The sequence below is a fragment of the Vibrio penaeicida genome, from assembly GCF_002933855.1.
Lineage (GTDB): Bacteria > Pseudomonadota > Gammaproteobacteria > Enterobacterales > Vibrionaceae > Vibrio > Vibrio penaeicida_A.
The window spans coordinates 75,110-101,714 of record NZ_BFAQ01000009.1 but is presented as its reverse complement, the minus strand read 5'-3'; the positions used below and the strand labels follow the sequence as shown (position 1 = coordinate 101,714).

The following is a 26,605-nucleotide window of genomic DNA, read 5'->3' as shown; positions in this document are numbered from 1 at the left end:
GCAGTGGCAGATGACTTCAAACGATAAAAAAAACAAAAAATCCATAACTGACTCAATCGTAAGTATATTTATAGATAACGTACGTCTTTCTCCTGATTCCCCTGCCTTAGATGATAATGTTGAATTTTTAACCTATGCACAGGTTGATGTTCTTAGCAACAATGTTGCCTATCACATTAGCTTGATACAAAACGAATCGTCGGCTTCTGTGTTGTCTGTTGGTATTTCACTTGAGCGTGGAAATGACATGATCATTGCCATGCTCGGTGTCCTTAAAGCTGGGGCAATCTATGTGCCTATTGACCCCAACCAGCCAGCAGACAGAAAGCGTTATATGTATGAAAACGCGAACTGCGACTATCTGATTTGCGATGAAGACAATACATTTAGTGACCTCTCCAATCACGGCGATGACCCATATGTGAAAAGAGGATTAATTAAAAACTTAAGAGTTTCGGAAGACCCTTCGTTTGCAGATGGTCGTTCTCCAAAAGTTCATGATGTGGCGTGCATTCTTCATACTTCTGGATCAACAGGAGTACCAAAAGGCGCGGCATTAACACACCTTGGTTTACTCAATACCAGTTTTTCACTCAGCAAAAAGATGAGGCTCGATGCCAGTTCCACTGTCCTCCATTACGCATCGTTAGGGTTTGACTCCGCGACACTTGAATGGCTGTTGGCTCTGACTAATGGCGCTCAATTGGTGATCATTCCAGAAGATGACCGCACAGCACCGGATGCGTTGGCAGAATTTGTAGCTCGAAAGCAGGTCACGCACGCTATTTTTCCTTCAACTATGTTGCCTTACTTGGACATCAGCCGTTCATACGCATTAAAAGCCATGGCATCTGTTGGAGATGTTGCCGACCCAAGCTTGTTGTGGCAATGGACCCAAAAGTGCAGCGTTTTTAATGGCTATGGTCCGATGGAAATGTCGATTTGTACCTCGTTACATTCAGTGCAGGATGCCGAGCCAATCACCTTGGGCAAGCCAATTGACCGAACCGAGGTTTTGGTTGTTGGGGACAGTGGCGCTCCCGTTGATACGGATGAAGTAGGGGAGCTCTGGGCAACTGGGGTGGGGTTATCTTTAGGCTATATAAACAACCCGAGTCAGACCGCCAAATCGTTTGAACAACGTCAAGATGGTCGGACTTGGTATAAAACCGGCGACTTAGTGAAATTGGACTCGAAGGGAGAGCTGCATTTTGTTGGGCGAAAAGATCATCAAGTTAAAATTCGTGGCAATCGAGTGGAACTTGAAGAGATCGAGCAAAGCCTCAAGTCGCTTCAAACGGTAGAAAACGCGTGTGTTGTGGTCAAGCATGACGCAGGTGGCAATAAGTATCTGGCGGCGTTTATCTCCGGAAACGAAAAAGTCACAGGTGATGAAACCGATCATGTACGCCAGCAACTAACCGAAATGTTGCCTGAAAGCCATTTACCAAGAGTGTTTCAATGGCTGGATTCCATGCCACTAACGGCAAACTTGAAAGTCGATCGCTTGGCTATTCAAAACATTCATCTTGCTGATTCAAAAGAGGTTGTCACGCAAAGTGATAATGCTCTAAAAGCACTGTTTGTATCAGAACTTGGGGGAGTAGATTTAGCCGATGATGATCATTTTTATCAGAAAGGGGGCGACTCGATTGCATCCATTCGGTTGATCAACCAAATAAACCGAGTTTTCAATTGCAGCTTGAGCATGCGCGAGTTTAGGGAAAACCCAACCATTTCAGGGATTGAGAATCTTATCTCTGCGAAGGGTTTAACTCCTATAGCCGATGCCAATTCAAAAACTGGTGCTAATTCAAAAACCGAAGCTATTTCAAAAGCTTTAGTTCAACACCAAAACAGACCAGAAATGTTCGATTTATCAAGCCAACAGTTAGTGGCTTGGTATATGTCCAAGCAGCAACCGGAGAGTAAAGCCTACCTCGCGGAAGCGGCGATTCACTTTTCGGGTGAATTGAACATTCATGCATTGGAAAAATCGCTCAACGCCTTGTTTGCTCGTCATGATATTTATCGAACCATTTTCAACGATGAATCTGGTGAACCTATGCAAACTGTGCTGCCCAGTTTCGAAATGAAGCTCAAGGTAATTGAAGCCGAATCGGTCATAGAGCACGCTGAAGCTGGCTCAAATGGCAACATAGTCCTAGATAAAAAAGCCGTTATTGACCGTGTGTTGACTCAAGAACTGCCAGGTATTTCCGATCTTTCAGCGCTACCTCTTGCCGAGTTCGTATTAATCCGATTTAGCCCTACCGATCACGTGCTGTTGCACCAAGAGCATCATATTATTCACGATGGTTGGAGCGGCAGCGAATTTACTCGGGAAATGATGGAAGCGTACCGCGCTTACTCACATGGTAAGGAATCTAGCGATGCCAAATGGACGCCAGAACCTGTCGCGCAATATTATGATTTTCATGTGGCGCAACAGGCATGGTTAGAGTCGAAAGAAGCAACCGAACAGCTGGATTACTGGAAAGGTAAGCTAGAAGGCAGCCCTCAAGGTGTCACGCTATTTGGCAAGCAATCCCATTCCCTCGGTTTTTCTGGTGGGCATCAAAAAATGGTGTTTACCAAAGCCCAGTGGTCATCAATGGAGCATCAATGTCAGCAGCTCGGCATGACGCCATTCGCCTTTACTTCCGCTGTACTTTATCTCTGTATGTGGCGATATTCAGGGCAACAAGACCTCACGTTTGGCTCTGCTTTTGCTAACCGAAATTGGCGAGATTCACACGGTACCCTCGGCATGTTGGTGAACACTTTGGTGCTTCGGCAGGCGATGGATTCGACGCTGTGCGTTTCTGACTTTCTTACCGAGACCCAACGTGTGATTGATGAGGCGCAAGACAACCAAGAGCTGCCGTTCACAAAAATAGTGGAAGCGTTAAACCCAGATAGATCTTCCGTCAGTAATCCGTTTTTTAATGTTCTTTTGGGTTTTCACGATACGCCTATCGATGTTGATGCCATACCTGATCTGGACTGGTACAAAGATGAAACCATGATTTCGGAAACCTCCAAGTTCGACTTAGATTGTTTGGTTGTGCCGCGTGGCGAGTCGTTCAATCAAGACGGTGAGGTTCATTTTTTGTGGGAATACCGGAGCGATGTGTATTCACCCGAAGAAATCGCCGTATTTTTGGAAAGCTTCCATTGCTTGTTTTTGCAGTTGAGTGAAAGCTATGAATCCATGGCATCACAGCCTTTATCTTCTGTATCGGCGATAACACCTAATCAATCCAAGTGCTTGGTTGAGGGCTGGGGGGTTGGCGGTGCGCTATCTCACTCTGTTCGACACAAATACACCAAATCGAGCATTGCCGCTTTGATTGAAAAGGGGGTTCAGAACTTCCCACAAAAAGTGGCACTGAGTACTAAGAATCAAAATATTACCTACGCAGAACTGGATAGAACAGCGAGCCAAATTGCCATTGATATGGATGCTCTGGGTATTGTACCTGGTGAACGAGTTGGTATTGCAGCAGGTCGATCCATTGAGCTGGTGGCATCCATGCTTGCGGTGTTTAAGTTAGGCGGTTGTGCGGTGGTTATAGACCCGAGTTTACCGCGTCAGCGTCAGGCATTTATGGCGCAAGATGCCAATATTTCGATACTGCTTTTTGATGGACGTGATTCGGTTCATCAAGACAACAATGAAGCCGTTGGATCGTTAGCACCGCTCACGCTGGACATTTCCCAATGCTTTGGCAGTGATAGTACCAGCCGTGTTTGGCGAACCCCTATTTTTGAAGACAATCTCAGTGCTTACGTGTTGTACACATCTGGATCTACTGGCGTTCCAAAAGGGGTCGAGGTGACGCAATCGTCGCTTCACAATGAATGTTGCTGGCACATCGACCAATTCAAATTGAACGAAGATAGTATCGGAACGAGCCTTGCTTTTGCTGGGTTTGATGCCTTTTTAGCCGAGGTTTTTCCTTTGCTTATGTCCGCTGGGCATGTGGTTTTGATTGAAGATAAAGATCGAGATAACCTCACAGCGTTATCCGATTGCATGAACAGCCACAACGTCACTCATAGCTGTTTACCGACAGGGTTACTTGAAGCCGCTTGTGCCAGCCAGTTTAAATGGCCAAGCTCGCTTAAAAACCTACTAGTTGGTGGGGATGCACTCGGTAATGTTGTGTTTCCTGAAGGATTTGATGCCAGCTTTTACAATCTGTATGGCCCTACAGAAACGACCATCGACGCGACGTTCGCCAAGCTTACTCCTAAGACAATGGGTGATGATGGACCGGAGTCGTTAGCACCACCGATAGGGCGTCCTATCGCCAATGCTTTTGCGGCGGTGACTATCGATGGCTATTTAGCCCCCATCGGTGTTCCCGGAGAATTGTTCATGGGGGGCGCTGGCATAGCCAATGGTTATCTTAATCAAGCGGAATTAACCCAAGAACGCTTTTCCCTAGGGGATGTTTCGTCGTTTGCTTCGGATATTCGGTGGTACAAAACAGGGGATTTGGTTCGCTGGTTACCTAGCGGTGAACTTCAATATCTCGGGCGGTTGAATGATGAAGTTAAAGTTCGAGGTTATCGTGTTTCTTTAGGGGAAATTAGCGCTCAACTTTTACAACTTGAAGAGGTGGCGCAAGCTGCTGTGGTTGTTAGACAAGGCGCAATATACGCTTATGTAACCTTAACGGAGCATGATGCGATTGCATGGAAAAGTAACAGCACCAAGTATGAACGCCAGCTAGCAAGAAAAGTACGCGTGTCTCTTAAAAAGACCCTACCTGAATACATGCGCCCCAGTGCCACTCTGATCTTAGATTCCCTTCCACTTACCGAACAAGGCAAACTTAATAAACGTCGTTTGCCTTCACCGTTTGAAGAAGAAACCACCTTTGAGAGTGCCAGCGGCGTTATGGAAGAAACCATTCTCGCTATCTGGCTGGAATGTTTAGAGCTGCCTTCGCTCAGTGTTACCGGCAACTTTTTCTCGATTGGAGGGCATTCGCTTTTGGCCATGCGGATTATTGCTCGTATCCGAATGGAGCAAGGGGTCGAGCTCCAAATGAGTGACTTTTTTGAATTCAGCACGGTGCGTGAATTGGCGAGTTACATCGAGAGTATTCTCGCGGTTCAAGACGACGGGTTCTCTAGCATCTCTGGAAGTGGGGGTGAGATTGAAGGTGAAGGATCCGATTCCGAATTCTTGGAAGAGGGTGAAATCTAATGGCTCACGAATTGATTCGGTTAGCGAAATCGCAAGGTGTACACCTTTACCTAGATAACGGCGCCTTAAAATATAAAGCCAAAAATGGTCTGAGCAAAGAATTAGCCACGGCATTGCGCAGCAGTAAATCCGAAGTGATTGCGTTTTTGCAGCAACACACAAAGCAAAGCACCAGTACCCCAAAGAAAGAAGCCAACAGGTTGCGATTTCCCTTAACGTCTGCGCAGCAACGGCTATTTTACTTAGAAACGTTATACGGAGATAAAGCACCTTACAATATGGCGACAGCGTTTCGAATGAGTGGTAAGCCAAGCATTAAGAAGCTGGAAAACGCCATTAATGCCATTATCGAAAAGCATCAGGTGCTCAAAACGCAATTCCAGATTATGGATGGCATACCTGAACAGGTTATATCGCCAGACGTTCTATTCACTATTTCTGAATGTCCTGATACACCAAGCATTTCCAATGCTGTAACAGATGAGGAATGGATGGCGGAAGAGGCAAGCCGACCATTTATCTTATCTGAAGCCCCTTTATTCAGAGTGAGCACAAAAGCCAGTTCAAACTCGAATAGCACTCTTATCCTGTTTGTATTCCATCATATTGTGTTTGACGGTTTGTCTTACCGACTTTTTTTCAATGCCCTTAATGAGTATTTGTCTACAGGGAAGATTGAACAAGTTTTAGATTATCAGTACGGCGATTATGCTGCATGGCAACAAACTGAAGGTAATACGGCTTTAAAAGCCAGAGAAGCGTATTGGTTTAACCAAATGAAAGGTGTTGAAGAGCTCAACAGCTTAACCCCTGATTTTCCGCGCCCCGATACGCCTGAGTTTTCGGGCACGATTAGCCGACAAATTTTGGATAAACATTTAACCGCGACACTCAGAGCCTTTGCCCAGCAACAAGGGGTTTCGTTATTTACGTTACTTCAAACGTTTTTCTCACTGTTGATTGGGCGTTGGACAGAGCGATCCGATGTTGTAACGGGTACGCCAGTCGCTGGGCGTCAGGTGTCGGGTTCAGAACAACTTATTGGCTTTTTTGTTAACACCTTAGCCCTTCGTTTTAATCTCGAAAATGATCATACCTTTCTGAGTTTACTCAAGCATTCAAAAACCAAAATAGCGGAAGCGTTTCGCCATCAAGATGTGCCATTCGAGCGCATTGTTCAACAACTAGGGCATGAGAGAAGAAGCGGCTTTTCACCCATTTTACAAGTGCTGTTTGCGTTGCACGAAGAAGGGGAGTTTCAACTCGATATCGATGGTATTCCGTGTGAAAACGTGGTGGTTGAGCGTAGCAACATCAACTTCGAACTTGAACTTCACATCATGGACAAAGGGGAGGTGTTGGAGGCGACGTGGGTGTTTGCTGATAACCTTTTCCATGAAACTACCATTACATCGCTGCAAGAAGCGTTGAATGCACTGATTCAAGGTGTATTGGCTGACCCTGAATCCGATATTTATCGATTACCGTTGATTTCGCTGAAAGCCGAGCAAACCATCGCGTCTTGGAATCAAACTGGCAGGGACTACCCGCTAGACAAAACGTTTGTCACGCTGTTTGAAGAACAAGCCGCCAAAACTCCCGATAGCGTTGCGTGCGAATGGTCTAATGCCAATGGAGGCGTTGAAAGCCTCAGCTATCACGCGTTAAACGAAAAAGCCAATCACCTTGCAAACTACTTGATTGATAGAGGTGTGAAATACGATCAATGTGTCGGCCTGATTGATGCTTGGTCGCATACGTCTTTGGTTGGGATTTTGGGGATATTAAAATGTGGTGCCGCGTATTTACCGCTGGATCCTAATCACCCAGAGCAGCGCTTGAATCAAATACTGTCTTTGGCGTCTGTCGAAGTACTGCTGGTGGCAGGTTCCTTTGAATTAGATAGAGCAACGGCTCAATCCGTTCATACAGTGGTGGATTTAAGTGACCCCGATTTTTGGACCGAGCTTTCCCCAGCTTCACAGTCAGACCCGCTTGCTCATACAAATCCTAGTGAACGGGGAATCGCATCGCAGCCAGACCATCTTGCGTACGTGATTTATACGTCCGGCTCCACTGGTGTTCCAAAAGGCGTGATGGTTGAACACAAAAACGTTTCGAACTTTCTGTTTTCATTGCAAGACACGGTCGAGTTGGAACCAACGGATGTCGTCGCTTCCATTGCGCCACCCGCGTTTGATATCCATGTAACGGAAATGTACTTACCGTTAATGTTGGGAGCAAAAGTGGTACTGCTGAATTGGGAGCAAACGCGCTCTCCTTCTTCTATCGCGCAATGCCAGCAGCAACACAGCATAAGTATGATGCAGGGGACACCTTCTACATGGCAAATGCTGATCGACGACGGTTGGCAGCCATACGATGGTTTGAAAATGCTGACGGGTGGTGATGCACTTGGTAGGCAACTTCACGATAAGCTATTGAGCAGTGGAAGCACGGCTCGATTTTACAACTTGTACGGACCAACGGAAACCACGGTCTATTGTTCCGGCAACGAAGCGTTTCTTGATAACCCACGCATTCACGTTGGGCGCGCGTTTCCGAACAACCATTACTATGTTCTGGATGATTTTCATCAACACCGACCAATTGGTTGCATTGGCGAGGTGTATCTTTCTGGTGACAACGTCACAAGAGGATATCTCGGGCAGCCAGAACTCACGACTGAAAAATACCGCATTGATCCTTTTCTAAAAGAAAAGCATCGCTTATACCAAACGGGTGATTTAGGAAGATGGTTGCCAGACGGGACCATCGAGATCGTTGGGCGTAAAGATTTCCAAGTAAAAGTGAATGGAATTCGAATTGAGCTGGGTGATATTGAGCATCAAATAAGGCAGCACTCAGACGTCGAACAAAGCCTAGTGACTGCGATACCTAAAAGCCGGATAACGAGCACTGAACCATCAATAGGTGAGCCGCAGATATTGGTTGCCTACATCAAGAGCCAAGCCGATGGTCTTGAGCTAGAAGAAGCATTGAAATCAAGGTTGGAACGGGCGCTTCCAAGGTACATGATGCCGAATTTCATTGTGGTATTGCCTGAATTCCCATTAACGGACAACCGTAAAGTAAATCGTCGCGCACTGCCTCTTCCTACGTTTCACCTGCAATCCGAAAGCAAGGTACCCACATCGGATACCGAGCGTTCGCTTTGTGAGATATGGTCGGAATTACTCGAACAAGATATCCAAAATATAGAGGCAAGCTTCTTTTCATTAGGAGGGCACTCTCTTCTCGCGATCAAAATGATCAGCCAAATTCAGGAGCATTTTGGTGTTCGCTTGTCACTTAAAGTGTTGTTTGACGCCCCCACAATTGAACAAATGGCAGAGGTTCTCGATGAGCAACTTATCAGCTCGTCAGAGCAAGAGAGTAATGGTCATATACCCATTATTCCGAGAGCTGCGACCAAGAGTGTTGCGCCACTATCATACTCTCAGCAACGCTTATGGGCGTTAGATTTACTTGAAGCAAAAGGGCGATTTTACGCGGTACCTTTAATTTATGATGTGGACGAAAACATAAATCATCAGGCACTTTATCAAGCCTGTCTGGCTTTGATTCGACGCCATCAAATACTCCAAACGGGGTATCAAGTGGTCGAAGGTTCAAACGGAGCTTCGAGTGCTGAACAAATCACGATGGGCGAAGACGCATTCCAGTTTTTTACTGAAGATGTAACTGAGCAAACCGATCTGAACAACGAGAAAGCGCTAGGTGAGTTCGAAAGGAACATGGTTGATACACCTTTTGAATTGGCTAAAGGTGAAGTATTCAGAGTTGGGTTAGCTAAACTAGGAGAGCGTAAGAGTCGCTTATTTATAGTGGTTCACCATATCGCGACAGACGGTTTATCTTTATCGATACTGCTAAACGAACTTCAGCATTACTATCTCTCATTTTGTTCTAACCATTCGTGCAAAGATTTAAAGCCGTTACCATTGCAATACCGCGATTATGCGGTGTGGCAACGGGAACAGTACGGTCATGAAAGCTGTCTTCGACATCGTTTAGAAGCCTATTGGGATCAACGGCTAAAAGACTCCCCTGAACAGCACGCTCTGCCACTCGATTTTGCGCGCCCAGAAACACCAACTTACCAAGGTAAAGCGTTCCAACGTTCCTTGGGGGAGAAATTGTCGGCGAATCTCACCTCCTCAGTTAAGCAACACAGCACGACGTTGTTTAACGTTATTTACAGTGCTTTCTCTCTTTTGCTGACACGCTACTCTGGAGTTGAAGAGATCGTTATAGGGACGCCCGTTGCAAACCGTGAGCGAAAAGAGTTAGACGACTTGGTCGGCTTTTTTGTGAACAACCTGCCGCTTCGCGCAAAGGTGGAACCATCCGATAACTTTGAGTCCTTACTCAAGCGAAATCATCAACACATTTTGCAAGATTTTGAGCATCAATCTTTGCCATTTGAGCACATGATCTCGCTGGTTAATCATCGCCGTCAGCTCAATTGCCCTCCAATCTTCCAAGTTATGCTTTCCATGGAGCAAGAAAGCCATGAGACCATTGATTTTGGTTTCACTCAGGCAGCGGCAGTATCCCCAAATTCTACTGAGGCTAGGTTTGATTTAACGTTGGGTGTTAGACAATCCTCGGATGGGATTGCGTTCTCTTGGAATTTCTCTAGTGATATTTTTGAGCAGGTGACGATAGAGTCTATGGCTGTGAGTTTTGAAACATTGATTTCCAAGCTCGTTGCAGAACCTAAATCCAAGGTGAAAACACACGCCCTTGCTGATTGGAGCGTGTTCGACATAGAAGCCGATAACGCACAACCAGACGACCAATCTACGACGTTATTGGCATTGTTCGACAAACAGGTAGAGCGTCATCCAAAGGGTATCGCGCTTGTGTGTGAAGAGCGTGAGATCAGTTTTGAGCGTTTGGATGCACTGGCGAATCGGCTAGCGAATATGCTGGCTAGCGAAGGTGTGAAGCCGGAAGAACCGATAGCCATTGTGCTAGACCGCTCGCCAGAGATGATCATTGCCATGCTTGGTGTTGTAAAAGCTGGTGGCGCGTATGTACCGCTGGACAGCAACCAGCCGAGTCAAAGGCTGAACCAAATTATTGAAGACAGCGGAGCACAATTTGTTCTGACATCGATAAAGCTTGCGAAAACTACCTTGTCTGAACTGCCGGATGAAAGGTTGATACCCATCGAATTAGAATCGCTTTTGGGTGAGCAGATTAGTCGCTTATCTTCCAAACAATTACCAACTCACCAATTACCTCATAAACAATTGTCCCCCAAACAGCTGGCGTACATCATTTATACCTCAGGGTCGACAGGACAACCGAAAGGGGTGATGGTCGAGCACCAAGGTGTGGCGAATTACATTCAAAACCAAAATGAGTACTTAAACCTGAGCGCATCGGAGATAAGCGACTCCGCTGGTTTTCTTTACTTAACCAATTTTGCGTTCGATACATCGGTAGCCAGTATTTGGGGGGCCCTAGCCAGTGGTCGTCCGCTGCATATCGTTTCGGAGGCGGAGCGCTTTGATATAGATAAGTTGCAAGCCAAACTCTATCAACCAGATCGTTATGCCGTGGTGTACATTCCTCCAGCGTTGCTAAAAGAGCTGGATGTGTCTGGGCAGGGGGAATTGATTCCACGAATGGTGGTGTCGGGGGAGGCAACAGATACCGATCTGATTCATTCATTAGTTAATCGAACACAGCTTTTCAATGAATACGGACCGACGGAAAACAGCGTATGTTCTACTGTTCATCGGTATGAAAAAGGCGATGCCGCGAATGTGATAGGGAAACCGATCGCAGGCGTTGGCTATGCACTATTGGATGATTCTTATCTCCCTGTACCGCAAGGTGCAAAAGGGCGCTTGTATTTGAGTGGAGCCGGTGTTGCACGAGCGTATGTAGGTAAACCTGAGCTGACAAAAGATAAGTTCAGGAAATTGGAAAACAGCGATACCGTTTATTACGACAGTGGTGATGTGGTTCGGCTGAATGCTCGGGGAGAGCTCGAATTCTTTGGGCGATCTGACAATCAAGTGAAAATTCGTGGGCACCGCGTAGAGCTGGGTGAAATCGAGCATTGTATCTCACGAGTTTCAGGCGTGAAGTCGGCCAAAGTGCTGGCAGAAAAAAATGACAGAGGCACGCTGGTTTTAAACGCTTACATTCAGTGGGATACGAGCTTAAAAGCGATGAGCTCTGCGATGGAGTCAACGCAAGATGTAAGCGCAGAGTTCTTATTCTCGGTAAGAAACCAGTTAGAACATACATTACCAGACTATATGATGCCCAGTGCTTGGGCTTTCGTGGATGTTTGGCCTCTTACCCCTAATGGGAAAATTGATCAAACCACATTACCAAGCGCCAAACCGATTCAACGGGCTTCTCACTCTTTATCGTCAAATGATGCTGCTCACAGTTCCTCCTCTAAAACACGGGTGGAACAGGTCATAGCCCAAGTATGGCAAAGGCTGCTTGGGTTGGAGAACATCGATGTGAATGACAACTTTTTTGCACTCGGGGGCGATTCTATCGTTGCTATGCAAAGTGTGTCTCGCTGTTCCGCGCAAGACGTTCGCTACACGGTGCGTCAGCTATTTGAAGCGCCGACGGTCGCTGCATTGGCGGATATTGTTTCTGTCCATGATGATAATCCGTTAGAAGGCGAATTTTCACATTCAACCTCATCTCTTTCTGTTAGCGGTGAAATACCGCTACTACCCGTTCAAAAAGAATTCTTTTTCCACGCCAAGAATGCAGAGAGCCTTCATCGGTTCAACCAGTCTATTCTGCTTGAGTTACATCAAGCGATAACCGATGAGTATTACGTTTCTGTGGTGGAATCATTAGTCAACAAACATGATGCGCTGAGGCTTTCTTTTCATTTGGATGATGACAATTCGAAGAGTGAAAATGCAGAAATATGGCGGGCCACCCACCAAGAAATAACCGATGATTGGTTACAACAGGCGTTGAGCGATATCGCGGTTCAGAGCCAAAACGAACTAGCCGCTGTGTGCGATCGTGTTATTGGTGAGCTGGATATCACACAAGGTCCGTTGTTCCGACTTGTAAAAATTACCGACCGGTCCACGCAAACCAACAAGCTGTTTGTGGTCGCTCACCACTTGATTATTGATGGTGTATCTTGGCGAATTCTGTTGGATGACTTGCAAGCTTTGCTGCTCCATCCTGATGATTTCCGGCCTATTAAAACCTTGTCGTTTTCGGCTTGGTCAAACCGAAATCTCGAATGGATTACTGGTGATACAGGGACGAAAGCAATCCCATATTGGAGAAAGGTAGAAGCCTCGATTAAGCCTCGTTTCAGCGCTACACAAAATCCATTGATGGCGCATATTGAATTCGATATTGGGGCGAGCCAAACGCTAAAACTGACTCAATCTGCCCATCGTGCTTACGGGACCAATACTCAAGATATTCTATTGGTCGCCTTGCTTCTCAGTTTGGGCCGCGATACCGAATTTGGAGAAGATAAGATTGAAGAAGGAGGCAATGTAGGCAAGAGAGAAAATACGTACCTTTCTATTGCCTTAGAGACGCACGGACGACATGCCGAGCACCTTTGCCTAAATGGGAAAAATGCCGATTTAAGTGAAACGGTCGGGTGGTTTACGTCCATTTACCCGATGAACTTGTCAGGGAATAGTACCCAAATATCCGATCTGATTTGCTCGATAAAAGAGCAAGTTCGCAGTGTGCCAGACAAAGGTGTGGGGTACAGTTGGCTAAAATCGTACACGGACTCGCTCGATAAGAACGCCGCTCAGCCAGACATATTGTTTAACTTTCTTGGTCAGTTTGGTGGCGATACAGCACCAGATTCAATTGAAAAAAACCAGATAGCCTTTTCAGTCGTATCGGGATTTAGAGTCGAAGACGGTTCGAAAGGGCAGATGACGCCACGTGCGATGGCGTTTAATTGTCGAGTAAGCGATGGCGTTCTGTCGTTCGATCTGGATTATGATACGGGCTGTCTTTCTCATGAGCAGGTCAGCGCGTTTTCCGTTCAATTTCAAAAACGACTCACGCAGATTATTGATCACTGTGTTCAGCAAGAAACAACTCGCCGCACTCCTTCCGATTTTCGCGCATCTGATTTACACCAAGTAGACATCGACACTTGGGAAGCTGCCCATAAAAACGTATCCCTTTCTTTGATTGATGTATATCCGGCAACAGGTATGCAGCAAGGCTTGTTGTTCCATAGTGAGCTGGAAAAAGATGCGTATGTTACCCAGCTCACCCTCACATTGGATAACGTTGATCCCGATATTCTCAAATTGGCATGGCAGGCTGTTATCAATCGACACGATATTTTAAAAACGTCGTTCGCGCTTTCAGAGGAAGGAACACGATATCAGCGTGTTGCAAAAGAGGGGATACTGCGCTGGCAGCATACGAATCTAACCAGTCTTGGTGCAGGGAACGGTTGTGATGCGCAAAACAGCACCGGTGAATTAAAAGACAAAGTGGACGCCATTGCGCATCAAGAAAAGTGGGAAGGTTTTGATGTGTCGTCACCAACACTCACTAAGTTTCATTGGGTACAACTTTCAAAGGTTCGGGGGAAACTGATCTGGTCTACCCACCATGCACTGTTGGATGGTTGGTGTCTGCCTATAATTGTGAGCGAGCTTCGAGCTTGTTATGCGGCTTGCGAGAACGCTTCTACGCTGGCATTGCCATCTGCCAAGCCTTATCGCCGCTACATTGATTGGTTACAAAATCAAGATCATCAACTTGCTCGGCAGTATTGGCGAGATCAACTCTCCCGTTTTGAAGAACCTACACCGCTGCCTTTAAAGTCGTTCTCGGAACACGCTAACGAGTCTTTAGGTGCTAACAAGGGCGACCAAAGATTCAAAACATTGCCGTTGTCGTTGTCTTCGCAGCAAACTCAAGGATTAGAACGACTAGCAAGAGAATCGGGATGCACTTTAAATACCGTACTTCAAGGTGCGTGGGCATTATTGCTGTCGACCTATTCTGGGTGTGAACAGGTGGTATTTGGCTCGACGATTTCTGGTCGACCGGCATCATTGGCTGGTTCTGAAACCATGATAGGGCTATTCATCAACACGGTGCCTGTAGTGGTTGATGTTGATCTCTCAGCTTCATTAAACCTCTGGCTACAAAAGTTGCACGTTCAAAATGCGCAGTCTGAAGAGTTCAGCTTTTTGCCTTTGTTCGAGATTCAAGCGCAAGCAGGCAGTGCTTCTCAAGCCTTATTTGACAGCATTTTGGTAGTTGAAAACTACCCTGTGAGCGATGAAGCAAGGAATGCTCAGCATGGTGGAAGTTGGCAAATCTCCGCAGTCGAATCGGTAGAGCACACTAATTATGGCATTTCGCTTCAAGCGTACAAACCTACTTCTACAGACAACGAGAACAATAAAACCTCCCAGTTGGCATTGTCTGCAACTTACGATTGCAGCAAGTTTACCGATTGGCAGATGCGGCAGTTGGTTACACATTTAGAAAATATACTGCATGCCTTTTCAGGTAATTCGCACTCCGCATTGCGAGACGTTCCAATGTTGGGTGAACAAGAGCAGCATTACCTGTTACGTGAGTTGAATAACACGCAAACAGAGATCCCAACGCAATCTATTCACGAATTGGTGGAACATTTTGCAGCGAGCACACCCAATAAAACCGCATTAATTGAAGGCGACAGGTGCTGGACATATCGCGAATTAAGTCTGGCTGCAGATAGGATTGCCCATCATTTGCAATCCAAAGGTATTCAAGAAAACGATCGCGTAGGTGTATGCGTTGAGCGCTCGGCAGAGATGGTTTTGGCGGTACTGGCGGTATTAAAACTCGGGGCTTTGTATGTGCCGATGGACGCGAAATACCCAAGAGAACGCATTGAATTATTGGTTTCGTTGTCGGAAACACAATGCATTCTAACGGATGGCAATGCAGAATTTCTCTCAAGCAATTCGCGCTACCACGTCATCGATATTTCCCCACAACACATGAATAAATGGGAACAGCCAAGCCGCTTTTGCAGTGTTAAACGCGACCTCGGTGACAGTGCGATGGTGATCTTTACGTCGGGTTCTACGGGGCAACCAAAGGGCGTGGAAGTGCCACATAATGGCGTGGTTCGCTTATTGAAAAACACTAATTTTGTGTCGATTACTCCTGAAACCACAGTGGGACAAGTGAGTAACTTCTCTTTCGATGCTTCTAGTTTTGATATCTGGGGGGCGCTCATCAATGGCGCTACCGTCGTGGTGTTAAAAGACGACGAAGTACAGGACGTGAACCGATTATCTGAGCAGATAGCTACTCACAACATCAAGGTATTCTGCATGGCAACCGCGTTGATGAATCAATTAGTGGAGCTCAAACCGAATCTGTTTGCGAACGTAGAGTATCTTCTTTTTGGTGGGGAAGCCGTTAACGGAAAAACCATTGAATCGATATTTGAATACGGAAAACCTAAGCATCTTGTAAACGTTTATGGGCCCGCGGAAAACTCCACAATATGTTCTACCTACGAGATCACCGAGCTTCGTTCTGATTACCCTATGGGTCGCGCAACGGCGAATTCCACTGCGTATGTATTAAATCATCGTCAACAGTTGGTTCCATTAGGGCAAATGGGGGAGCTGTACGTAGGTGGGAAAGGATTGGCAAAAGGCTATTTTGGTCGAAGCGATTTAACTGCTGAACGCTTTGCTCATCAACAGCTTGGTGCCAACCACATAGAACGCCTATACAGAACGGGCGATTTGGTGCGTTACAACCAAGAAGGTCAGCTGGAATTTATTTCTCGTGTCGATCATCAGGTCAAAATTCGGGGGCAAAGACTCGAACTTTCAGAGGTTCAACTGCGAATATTAGTGAGCGACAGCGTAGAGGCAGCTTATGTTGGCACTCTAAATCGAGGCACAGAAAAACAACTTTATGCAGCGGTTCAATTTGCAAACGCTGAAGATTCAGAAATAAAACTAACGCAACTTAAAGAGGTTTTAGGATCCATATTACCCAATTTTATGGTGCCTACACTTTGGGTTACCGTGGAAGAAATGCCACTAACGCCCAATGGAAAAGTAGACGCTAAATCGTTAGCTACATTGGTCGAAAACAGCAATCAGAAACAAGTGAATACCGGTGCGCCAAGAGACGATGTGGAAATGGCACTATACCGGATATGGCGCGAGATTCTGCTCGAGAAAGAAATCGGAATACGCGATAACTTTTTCGATGTCGGGGGCTCTTCAATCGCTGCGATCAAAGTGATGCACTTTATTGATAAGCAGTTCGCAGTACGTATCCCAGTATCGGAACTTATTATTCACCCAACCATTGAGGCATTAGGCGGATTGGTTCGTGCTGAGGCATCCAATCAGCCTCAACTATCCAATCAGCGTCAGTTATCCAATCAACGGCAGCCGTCGTCGAATTGGCCCCATGGTGTGATCGAGTTTCGACCCAGTCAAAATGGTAAGAATGTTATCTGTATTCACCCCGCAGGTGGTACAGCATTTGGTTACCTTTCATTCGCTAAAGCCATGCCTGAAGAATACGGGGTTTATGGAATTCAAGCGAAGGGAGTTGATACGGATGAAGATTTTTTATCCGATGTACAAGCCATGGCTCACTACTATTTAGATCAAGTTAAATCGCTGTTGGATAAGCCCCATGTGTTTGTTGGCGCTTCCTATGGTGGAATCGTGTCTTTCGAGATGGCGAGGGTAATGAAAGCGCGAGGATGTTCGTTCTCGACGGCGGTAGTTCTCGACAGCGAAGCCACTGAAAATAGAGCGGCGCTTGCCAAAATTCAACCTGTTTCGAATGAAGTGTTTCGTCAGAAACTCGTTACTTACAACGGCATGTACCCTGGTATTAAAGACCAACAAATTGAACGCTATCACCGCCTGTATAACCACCACCTAGATACATTAAAAAAACTGACTCTCGACGTGTCTAGTGCCCCAACGATCCTAGTATTGGCAACCGATGATAAAGACGAGGAACACCTGCAACTGATGCGAGATTTTTGGTCCGCTAAAGTCGCAGCGACCATCCAAGTGGAAACCATTCAGGGTGATCACTCGACGTTGCTGGAGCCACCTTACATTGATTCTGTCGCCCGTATGATCGAGAAGGAGCTTTCACATGATTGAGCAATTCATGCAGGTGGTGACAGAACAGGGTAATCAAATCGCGGTTGAAGATGGGAACCTGAGCCTTAGTTATTCAGAACTGGACTCGATTTCTAATGCGTTAGCGTCATCTTTGGCGAACATAGGTGTTCATGAAGGGGCACATGTAGGCTTGTGTTTGCCTCGCTCCGCAGAACTGATCGCAACTATGGTCGCGGTGATCAAACTAGGTGCTTGTTATGTGCCTATAGAACCGAGTATGCCCGTTAGCCGTAGACAAGCACTGTTTGAGCAATGCGATATTCGAACTGTGTTGAGTTATAGCGAGCAAATAGAATTATGGCGTCTTGAAGAAGCGGAGAACATTGTCGCAGAATTGTTCGACTTCAAGGCTGAGTTTAACCACGCCTTATCAAAAGTTAAAAGTGGTGAAACAGTTGAATTCAAAACGTCTACAGCTTCCCCCGATACGCTGGCTTGCCTGTTTTTTACATCAGGTTCAACGGGGTTGCCGAAAGGTGTTTCCGTTCTAAATTCTGGCATTAAAAGTGTGGTTCATCAACCCAATTACGTGCCGCTGACATCTGGAAAACGCGTCGGTAATTTCGCGAACCCTTCATTTGATGCATTAACGTTTGAAGTTTGGGGTGCTTTGCTAAACGGTGCTACTGCCGTGGTATTCACACAAGAAGAGATCAACGATCCTCAAGCTTTGGCACGCAAAATTGAAGAGTCTGCGTTGGATGTCGCTTTTATGACGACGGGGCTCTTCAATCTTATGGTGTTGGAGTTCCCACAAAGCCTTGTGCACATCAAGCATCTACTCGTTGGTGGTGAAGCGTTTGTCGCCAGTAATGCCACCCCGTTTTTCGACGCTGCGACGAGTGCTGGGTTTGAAGGTAGCGATTATCCCGCGTTATACAACGTATATGGCCCTACTGAATGCACGACGTTTAGTGCATGCCATCGCCTGCTACCCGAAAATGTCAAAAAGTACATTCGTGATGCGAGAGTGCCAATAGGTAAGGGCATTAATCGTACTCAAGTCTATGTTGTGGTGGAACAAAATAGGCTAGCTCTGTCTGGTGAGGTGGGCGAGATCGCTATTGCGGGTCCTGCTCTGGCGCAAGGATATTATGGTGATAAAACCCGAAACGCAGAACGGTTTGTGTATTTGCCTTGGTTAAAGGAACACGTTTACCTCAGTGGCGATCTGGGTATGCAAAACGAGCAAGGCGACATCGAGTTCTTGGGGCGGGCGGATCAACAAGTCAAAGTTCGAGGGCATCGGATTGAGTTGTCTGAAATCGAGCAGTGTATTCAGTCTCATCCTGATGTGCTGCATGCTTCTTGTGTTTCTGTAAAGGAGCAAGAAACGGATATCTACGCGTATCTATCTCTGCATTCACAAGTGTCTAAAGAGGCGTTGAGGCAGCACATCCGCCAGTATTTACCGAGTTATATGGTGCCGCATCGCTTTTTTGCTATCTCTCAAGCGCCTCTTAATAAAAACGGCAAGTTAGACAAACGTCGGCTTAGAGAGATGGAGCACGTTGAACTAGTCAGTGAGCAAAGGACTGCACAACTTAGCGATCAGGTTGGCTTGCTTGCACCGACGGTCAGTAAGACATTTGTTTCCGTCGTTCACGAGATATTGAGGTTAGGAAGCAGCCCCAACCAAAATAGCCGCTTTTTAGAAAATAGCTTTTTGGAAAACAGCTTGGTCGAGAACGGCGGTGATTCGCTGAAAGCCATGCGAATTATTGCTCGTTTGAGAAAGCAATTATCGGGGAGCCTAGAGCTCAGTGTCGGCGACTTTATGGCGGGCACAAGCTTGATTCATCTGGCGACGGACATAGAGCAGCAATATGCTGCGTTATCTGAATTTGAATCGGAATCTGAAAAAAGCCCAGAAAGTGGCATGGAGTCGAGAACAGAAACTCAATCGAATGTCTATTCAGCCTCGCCAGAACAAAGCCGTTTGGCGTTACTGCAATATTTAAATACCGATTCAACGGCTTACAATGCCCCTTTTGTTTTCACACTGACCGGAAATGTAGATATTGAAGCATTGCAGAGGGCGTGGATAAGCGTTGTAAAACAACACGGTGCATTGAGAAGTCAATTTTCAACATCGAGTATAGGTGTCAAGGTCGAGGAATGCGAATTCCAAAGTGAGATGGGTTCCTTGCGATACCAACTTCTGTCAGAAAACCTCGTCAATGAAGTAATTAATGCTCGTGTGACTCAGCACTTCAACATTGAAATTGCCCCGCTGTTTACGTCCGATTTAATCGAAGTGAACGGGAGTCAGGAGCAAGCTACTTATCATCTCGTTCTTTGTTTTCATCATTTAATTGTTGATGGGTGGAGCATCAATGTTCTACTGAATGATTTAAGCTATGCGTATGAAGCATGCACATCGAATCAGGCGCTTAAAGTAGATAGAAAAGCTTCAAAATACCATCATTTTAGCCAGCAAAGACAAGCGACTATTGCCGCAAGTTCTTATCAGAAGCATATCGAGTTTTGGCGAAGTCAGCCGTTGAACACCGTGCCGAGTTTGTTTTCGTCACTATCTTTGGTGAGCAAGCAAGTTGAACCTGATGGTGTGGTGAAAAAAACGCTCACGCCAAAAGAGTGGAATGCACTAAAAAGTAATGCCCAAAATAGAGGTATGTCGCTGTTTAGTGCATTACTAGGTATTTGGGGCTTAACGCTAAATCGGTATTTTCATCAAGATCGCGTCGCGATAGCGTCCCCTGTGGCAAACCGAGAAGGCGGCAATTTTGAAAACTTGGTTGGTATGTGTGCGAATACCTGCCTTTTTAACATTGAGATGCCAATAGGGTTAGAAGTCAGCAAGTTTCTAAACAAAACGCATCATAACGTTACGCAAGTTCAGAAGCATCAGCAGGTGGATTTTGCAGATGTCGCGAGCTTAGTGCAGCAGCGCTCTGTAAGTGGAATAAGCGATGATGTTATTGAAAGTATGTTGGTTTTGGAAAATACCGACCCTAGTGTTCTTGCCATCAAAGGGGCGGAGATAAACGCACAAACGTTGTTTAGTGGTGAAGCAAAATTTCCCATTACCTTGTTCGTGACCGACTGCGGTGACAATGCGGAATTGGTATTGGAATATCAGGGTAAAAAGATATCGAATGAGGCAGCCAATGCCATAGTGTCTTCATTTATGACCCTTTCAACCCATTTATTCCGATCATTAGATCGAGTGATTCAACAGGTACCCCATCTGTCGCCATCTCAGTTGGCACAAGTTGCTGAATTCTCGAAACCTCAATTGCAGGAGCATAAATCGAGATCGCCTTCTTTACCTTGGCACCGCGTCGAGGATTGGTTTGCTTACCAAGCTTCCGTTTCGCCACACAATATTGCAGTGGAGATGGAAGGGCAGCAGCTTAGTTATCAAGCACTGGATACGAAAAGTGAAAAGCTCGCCGTTGCGTTGCGTGCTCAATACCAACAGGCTCCAAGTGAGACGATTGTCGGGCTGAGCTTTTATCGGGGCATCGAGCTGGTAGTGGCGGTCATGGCTATTTTAAAGTCGGGCGCAGCATATCTTCCCCTCGACCCTGATTACCCGAAGCAGCGTTTAAACACTATGTGTGAGTTAGCAAACCTCGATTTGCTGTTAACGGAGGAGGGCAATTTAAATAGCTTTGCCCATAAAGGCGAAGCCGATTCGATTTCTAGCCCTGTTTATTGTCTGAATTCGAGTTTTGAGTTGAAGCCACTCACTCAAAAAGAACCGCACAAAGAGTCCCAGCAAAGCTCAGAACGCTTAGATGTCACCACACCACCAGAGGTGATTGAAAAGCAGGGCAGCGGCAGAGCGTATGTGATTTACACTTCGGGTTCTACAGGCGTTCCGAAAGGCGTAGAGATACCTCACGATGCATTACTGAATTACCTCGACCATTGCGCAAATCATTATTTTGAAGACGCGCAAGTGAGCGCTGGCGTGGTGTCTTCTTCCGTAAATTTTGATGCAACAGTAACCACGTTACTTGCGCCTTTGGTGGCGGGTAAAACGGTGAAGCTGATACCGCAAGACGGGAATGATGTTCACTCGCTAGCCAGTACCATCAAAAATGCTACGGAGCCGATGGTATTCAAATTAACGCCCACCCACCTAAAAGCCCTGAATCATTACTTGGGAAAAGAGCAATTAGAACTGCCACATCGCTTCGTAGTCGGTGGTGAAGCATTTGATACCACTACTGCAAAGCAATGTCAGCAGTGGCTTCCTTCGGCAAAATTGATCAATGAATATGGTCCAACTGAAGCGACGGTCGGTTGCTCTACCTATGTTTTTCAGCCTCAAGTGAATTCATATGATGATGCGGCTTTGCCAATCGGTCATCCTATTTGTGGGGTAAATCTTCATGTCTTAAATCGACACGCACAGCTCTGTGCCCAGAACGTGATTGGTGAAATACACATCAGTGGAAGTGGCGTCGCATTGGGGTACTTGAATCAAGATGAGAAGACCCGAGAACGTTTCGTTCATTTGGATATCAATGGTGCTATTCAGCGTTGTTACAAAACGGGTGATTTTGGTTACTGGAATACAAATGGAGAACTTATATTCTGCGGGCGAGAAGACGATCAAATTAAGCTTAATGGCTATCGAATTGAATTAGGTGACATCGAAGCCGCATTAGCGCTTGCTTTGCCTAATGTGCGCAGTGCTGTGGCGTTAAAACAAAGCGAAAACGCAATGCTGGTGGCGTATGTCGAACTCAGTGAAAGTCAGCTTGCCAATAAGCAGCAAGTTGTAATGGATACGTTGGCTAAACAGTTACCAAGCCACATGATACCAAGCCACTTTTGTTCGGTGGATACTTTGCCTGAAACACCGAATGGCAAGCTGGATCGCGATACGCTTCCCATTCCCGATTTGGCACCAAAAATCAATAATGGTGAACAAGAAAAAGCGTATTCAGAATCGCCCCTAGTAAACCATTTAATTTCAATGTTCAGCCAACAAAATGGCGCTCAAATTCATCCAAATACCCCATTTTTTGAATCCGGTTTTAACTCTTTAAATCTTATGAAAATGCATAGCCAATTATTGCAAGACGAATGGCTTTGTTCTCAATTCCCCCCGATTAATTTGGTGGATCTTTTTGCTTATCCTAGTATCCGTAAACTGGCAGAATTTCTAATGCAAGAAGAGGCTTCTTGCGGTGACTTCGAAAGTAATGAAAGCAATGCGCGTAAAGGAAGTACTCAAACCAAAGAAAGCAGCAAAGCCGTTAACCGTGAGATAGAAAAAAGCCACGATATTGCGGTTATTGGTATGGCTGTGAACTTGCCAGCGGCGAGTGATTTATCGGAGTTTTGGGAAGTCATTAAAAATGGCAAGGAGTGTATTGAGTGCATTCCATTAGACAAAAACAGCGAAAAGTTTGATGAGGAAAATTGGGTTTCTGTCCGTTCAAGTATGCTAGGTGTAACAGATTTCGACCCTGCTTACTTTGGTATTTCCGAGCACGACGCAAAGTTGATGGATCCCCAGCAGCGGCATGCATTAATGACTGCCGTACATGCTCTAGAGAATGCAGGCATAGAGAATACTGACTTAAAGACAAAGGTTGATTCGAATGGATCCAATATCGAGCCCCATTTATCTCTATTAGAAGACGCTCGAAAGGTCGGCGTTTTCATGAGTGCTAGTGACAATACATATGGTCCAGCCATTGCTAAACATGGTGAAGAAAAAATCGACCCATACCATCTATCGCTGTTGAACGAGAAAGATTTCATTGCCACACGTATTGCGTACCACCTTAACCTTTCTGGTCCTGCTATTACGGCTCAAACGGCGTGCTCTAGTTCTTTGGTGGCGATTCATCAGGCTTGTCAGCAAATTCAACTGGGGGATTGCGACATTGCGTTGGTTGGCGGTGTGAACGCTGATCTAGAGACTTTAGATGGCTACCCATTCAGGAAAGGGATGATTTTATCGGAAGATGGGCATTGCAAACCTTTTTCCAATCAGGCGAGCGGTACGGTTCCAGCCAATGGCATAGGAGCGGTTGTACTCAAAAGGCTCGACTTAGCAAAGCAAGATGGCAACCGTATTTACTGTGTGGTGAAAGGCAGTGCCGTAAACAACGACGGTGGAAACAAAGTCAGCTTTTATGCTCCTTCTGTTCATGGTCAGCGCGATGTTATCGTACAAGCCCAGCGAAATGCCCAAGTATTTTCCGAGCAAGTACAGTATGTAGAAGCGCACGGTACTGGCACACCTTTAGGCGACCCAATTGAAGTGGAAGCCTTGTCTGCCGCGTTTGAAGCGAACCGAAGGTCGCCAGACACAAGTGGGTTATGTCAGCTAGGATCCCTTAAAAGTCAGATGGGACATTTAGGCAGTGCGGCTGGTGTGGCAGGATTCGTTCGTACGGCTTTGTGCCTATATCACCAATATTACCCCGTTACGCTTTGGTCAGATAATCCGAATGAAGCCATTGATTTTAAAGCGGCTGGGTTTGCTTTGAGCTCGCAAGCCCATGCATGGGAAGGTCGGAATAGATTCGCTGGCGTTAGCAGTTTTGGTATGGGAGGCACAAACGCGCATGTGGTCCTTGGATCTTTCGATGACAGTATCAATGGCGATCTCAAATGGGATATGCCACCAACCCCATTCAATACTAAATCGTACTTGAGTCCATATTACGCAAAACCCATTCAAATCGGTGAACTCCAGCACACGGCAGAGCGAATTCGAGCACCATTTGAACAGTGGTTTTTGGAAGAAAGCTGGCAGCGGGTTCTTCGAGTAAAAACGGTTAAAGGGATAAGCAATCAAACCCTCTTTATTGGTAACAAAAGTGAATACCATAATGGGGTAATGACGCATTATCAGCAGCAAGGTAATCAAGTCACTTACGTTTCCGACTCCGCAGACTTGCAAGCATGGTTGAATACTGAAACCAACGAGGTAGCACAGCTAAATGTAGTCGTATTTAGCCAGAGTGATCATTCAGGAAGTGGTTCTATACAACCCTTGTGGCAGCGAGTTGAGCTGGTTCAAGCCATACAAACATGCAGCTCGACCAATGAATTCCAAGTGATTTTCTTAAACTCGAACTCAGTAGAGGTTTTGGGAAATGAGCGGGTTAACCCTGATAGCGCTTTAATGAATGGTTTGGTTAAAACCATGACCATAGAAAACCCAAGTATGAATGGGTACTGTTTGGATGTGAGTGAAAGTGAGTCGTCATCTGATTTAGCGGCTTCTTTGACCCATCTATTCAGTTCATCGAGCGCCAGTTTCAGCCAGCCTAATGAGCCCTTTTTCGCTTTACGGCACGGCTATTTATGGCAGCGTTCTTTCCTAGAATCGCCTATTGAATCAACAAAGTTTGCTTCGCCGAAAGAGCAAGATCTGCGTAAGCAGAGCAGCGAATCCAATGTGTATATTGTTACGGGTTCGAAAGGAGGCATTGGACGGCATTTAACCCAGCACCTTTTAGCGCAAGATAGCCAAAACGTGGTGATAGGACTATCTCGCTCAGCAAAGCAAGAAAGTATTGAGCAAGGGGCGAGAGAGCAACACATCCAGTGCGATATCTCAAACGATGCGCAATGGCAATCGCTGCTGGAACAAATTCACCAAACCTATGGCTACGTAAAAGGCATTGTTCACGCCGCTGGAGAAGCTGGTGGTGCGATGCTACACACGCTCAATGCCGATACTCTTCAACAAAACGTTGGCGCTAAAGTGCTAGGTGCTATTCAGCTGGCTTATTCGCTCGATAAGTTGAAGCCGGAGTTTGTTTTGTATTGCTCGTCGATGTCTTCCATTTATCCTGTGGCTGGGCAAACTGATTACAGCGCTGCAAATGCGTATCTGAATCAGATGTCTACTTGCCGAAGGGATTCAACAACACGCATGATTTCAGTTAATTTCCCGACATGGTTGCAAACGGGCATGGCAAAACACGTAAGTGAAACAGATTTTGCGATAACGCCTCAAGAAGGGCTGAAGGTCTTTGACAGGGTGATAAATAGCCTATTCGAAGGTTGTTTGTATGTGTCGCCTTTAAATCAGGACGATGCACGCGATTTCTTTCATTCGCTAAATCATCGGGACGTCCGTACTCGTAATGATAAAAACAGCGCCGAACATAGCGGATATTCAAATAATTCGGTAGTCGAGGATGCAAACAATAATTTAGACATTCGCCTTAAGCTAACAGCGTTATTTGCAGAAGTGTTGGGGATGGAAGAGAGCGATATTGAATCCGATGTTTGCTTTTACGACTTAGGCGGAGATTCACTAACGGTGCTCGATTTGTTGGATGCACTAAACGAATTGTTTACTGATGCTTTTACCTTGGTGCAACTGAATCAGAATGTCTCTATTGATTCACTTACTCTTCATTTGGAAGCTGGTCTCCATCTAGAGAAAAACGGGCATTTAGAAAAGAACACCCATTTAGAAAGAAGCGATGAGTTAGAAAAAAGCGGCGAGTTAGAAAAAATCCGGCACGTAGACGTGCTGATTCATCCGGTAGGCGGTGATGTATCTGGTTACCGAAAGTGGCGAGAGTGTTATCCGAAAAGTAGAGAGCTGATCGCTATTCGAGATCCTTTATTGGAAGGAGGGGCGTCATTGAACAATATTCAAATGTGCGCTCAAGAGTATTGCGCTCAAATTTCTCGTCATCGAGTAAAGCGAGTGATTGGTTGGTCTTTTGGGGCGGTAGTGGCGCAGGAAATGGTGAAGCAGTTAGGTGACGATGTGGAGCTCGTTTTGATAGACCCTCCTGCGCTCAACCATCCTGCACAGCATCTTCCTGAGTTTGCTAATTCGGTTTTTGTTAAAGAGGTTTTGCAACAATACCCTGAACTTAAAGGGCGATTGAACGAGCACAGTTCAGTGAATGACATTATCGATGCCATGCATACAAATGGTAGTGAAGCACGCCAGTATTTGGAGCGCGTTGTTTCTGCTTGCCAGAAGAATGCCAATGCGTTGAGGCAATACAAACCTAGCAAAATTCACGTTAAGCAAGCTTGGTTGTTTGTGGCGTCGGAGCATTCTCAATCTGAAAAAACAGATGTCACGGAATCGTGGTTAAACATTCTTCCCGATATCAATATTCATGAGATTAATGGTGACCATTACTCGATTTTGAATGAAACAGGATCGCGTAATATGTTATCTAAAATGGGGAAGCACAAATAA

3 protein-coding genes are annotated in these 26,605 nt (G+C 45.9%); all 3 read left to right on the top strand.

Annotated elements, in window-relative coordinates:
* Positions 1-10 precede the first annotated feature (10 nt).
* Genes VPNCDNU1_RS03195 through VPNCDNU1_RS03185 form a run of 3 tightly spaced genes read left to right on the top strand, consistent with a single transcriptional unit; the run spans position 11 to position 26,605 of the window.
* Complete coding sequence (locus tag VPNCDNU1_RS03195; RefSeq protein WP_104399026.1) at positions 11-5,221, top strand: non-ribosomal peptide synthetase; 5,211 nt, start codon at positions 11-13, stop codon at positions 5,219-5,221.
* Positions 5,221-17,406 carry a non-ribosomal peptide synthetase gene (locus VPNCDNU1_RS03190; protein ID WP_104399025.1) on the top strand — a complete coding sequence of 4,062 codons (12,186 nt, stop codon included), beginning with the start codon at positions 5,221-5,223 and terminating at the stop codon, positions 17,404-17,406. Before VPNCDNU1_RS03195 ends, VPNCDNU1_RS03190 begins: the two co-directional genes overlap by 1 nt.
* Positions 17,399-26,605, top strand: coding sequence for a non-ribosomal peptide synthetase (locus VPNCDNU1_RS03185; protein ID WP_104399024.1), 9,207 nt, complete (start codon positions 17,399-17,401; stop codon positions 26,603-26,605). Before VPNCDNU1_RS03190 ends, VPNCDNU1_RS03185 begins: the two co-directional genes overlap by 8 nt.

Bases quoted from the DNA above. Each gene is read 5' to 3' on its own strand.
- VPNCDNU1_RS03195 (WP_104399026.1), top strand. From the start codon at position 11: ATGACTTCAAACGATAAAAAAAACAAAAAATCCATAACTGACTCAATC.
- VPNCDNU1_RS03190 (WP_104399025.1), top strand. From the start codon at position 5,221: ATGGCTCACGAATTGATTCGGTTAGCGAAATCGCAAGGTGTACACCTT.
- VPNCDNU1_RS03185 (WP_104399024.1), top strand. From the start codon at position 17,399: ATGATTGAGCAATTCATGCAGGTGGTGACAGAACAGGGTAATCAAATC.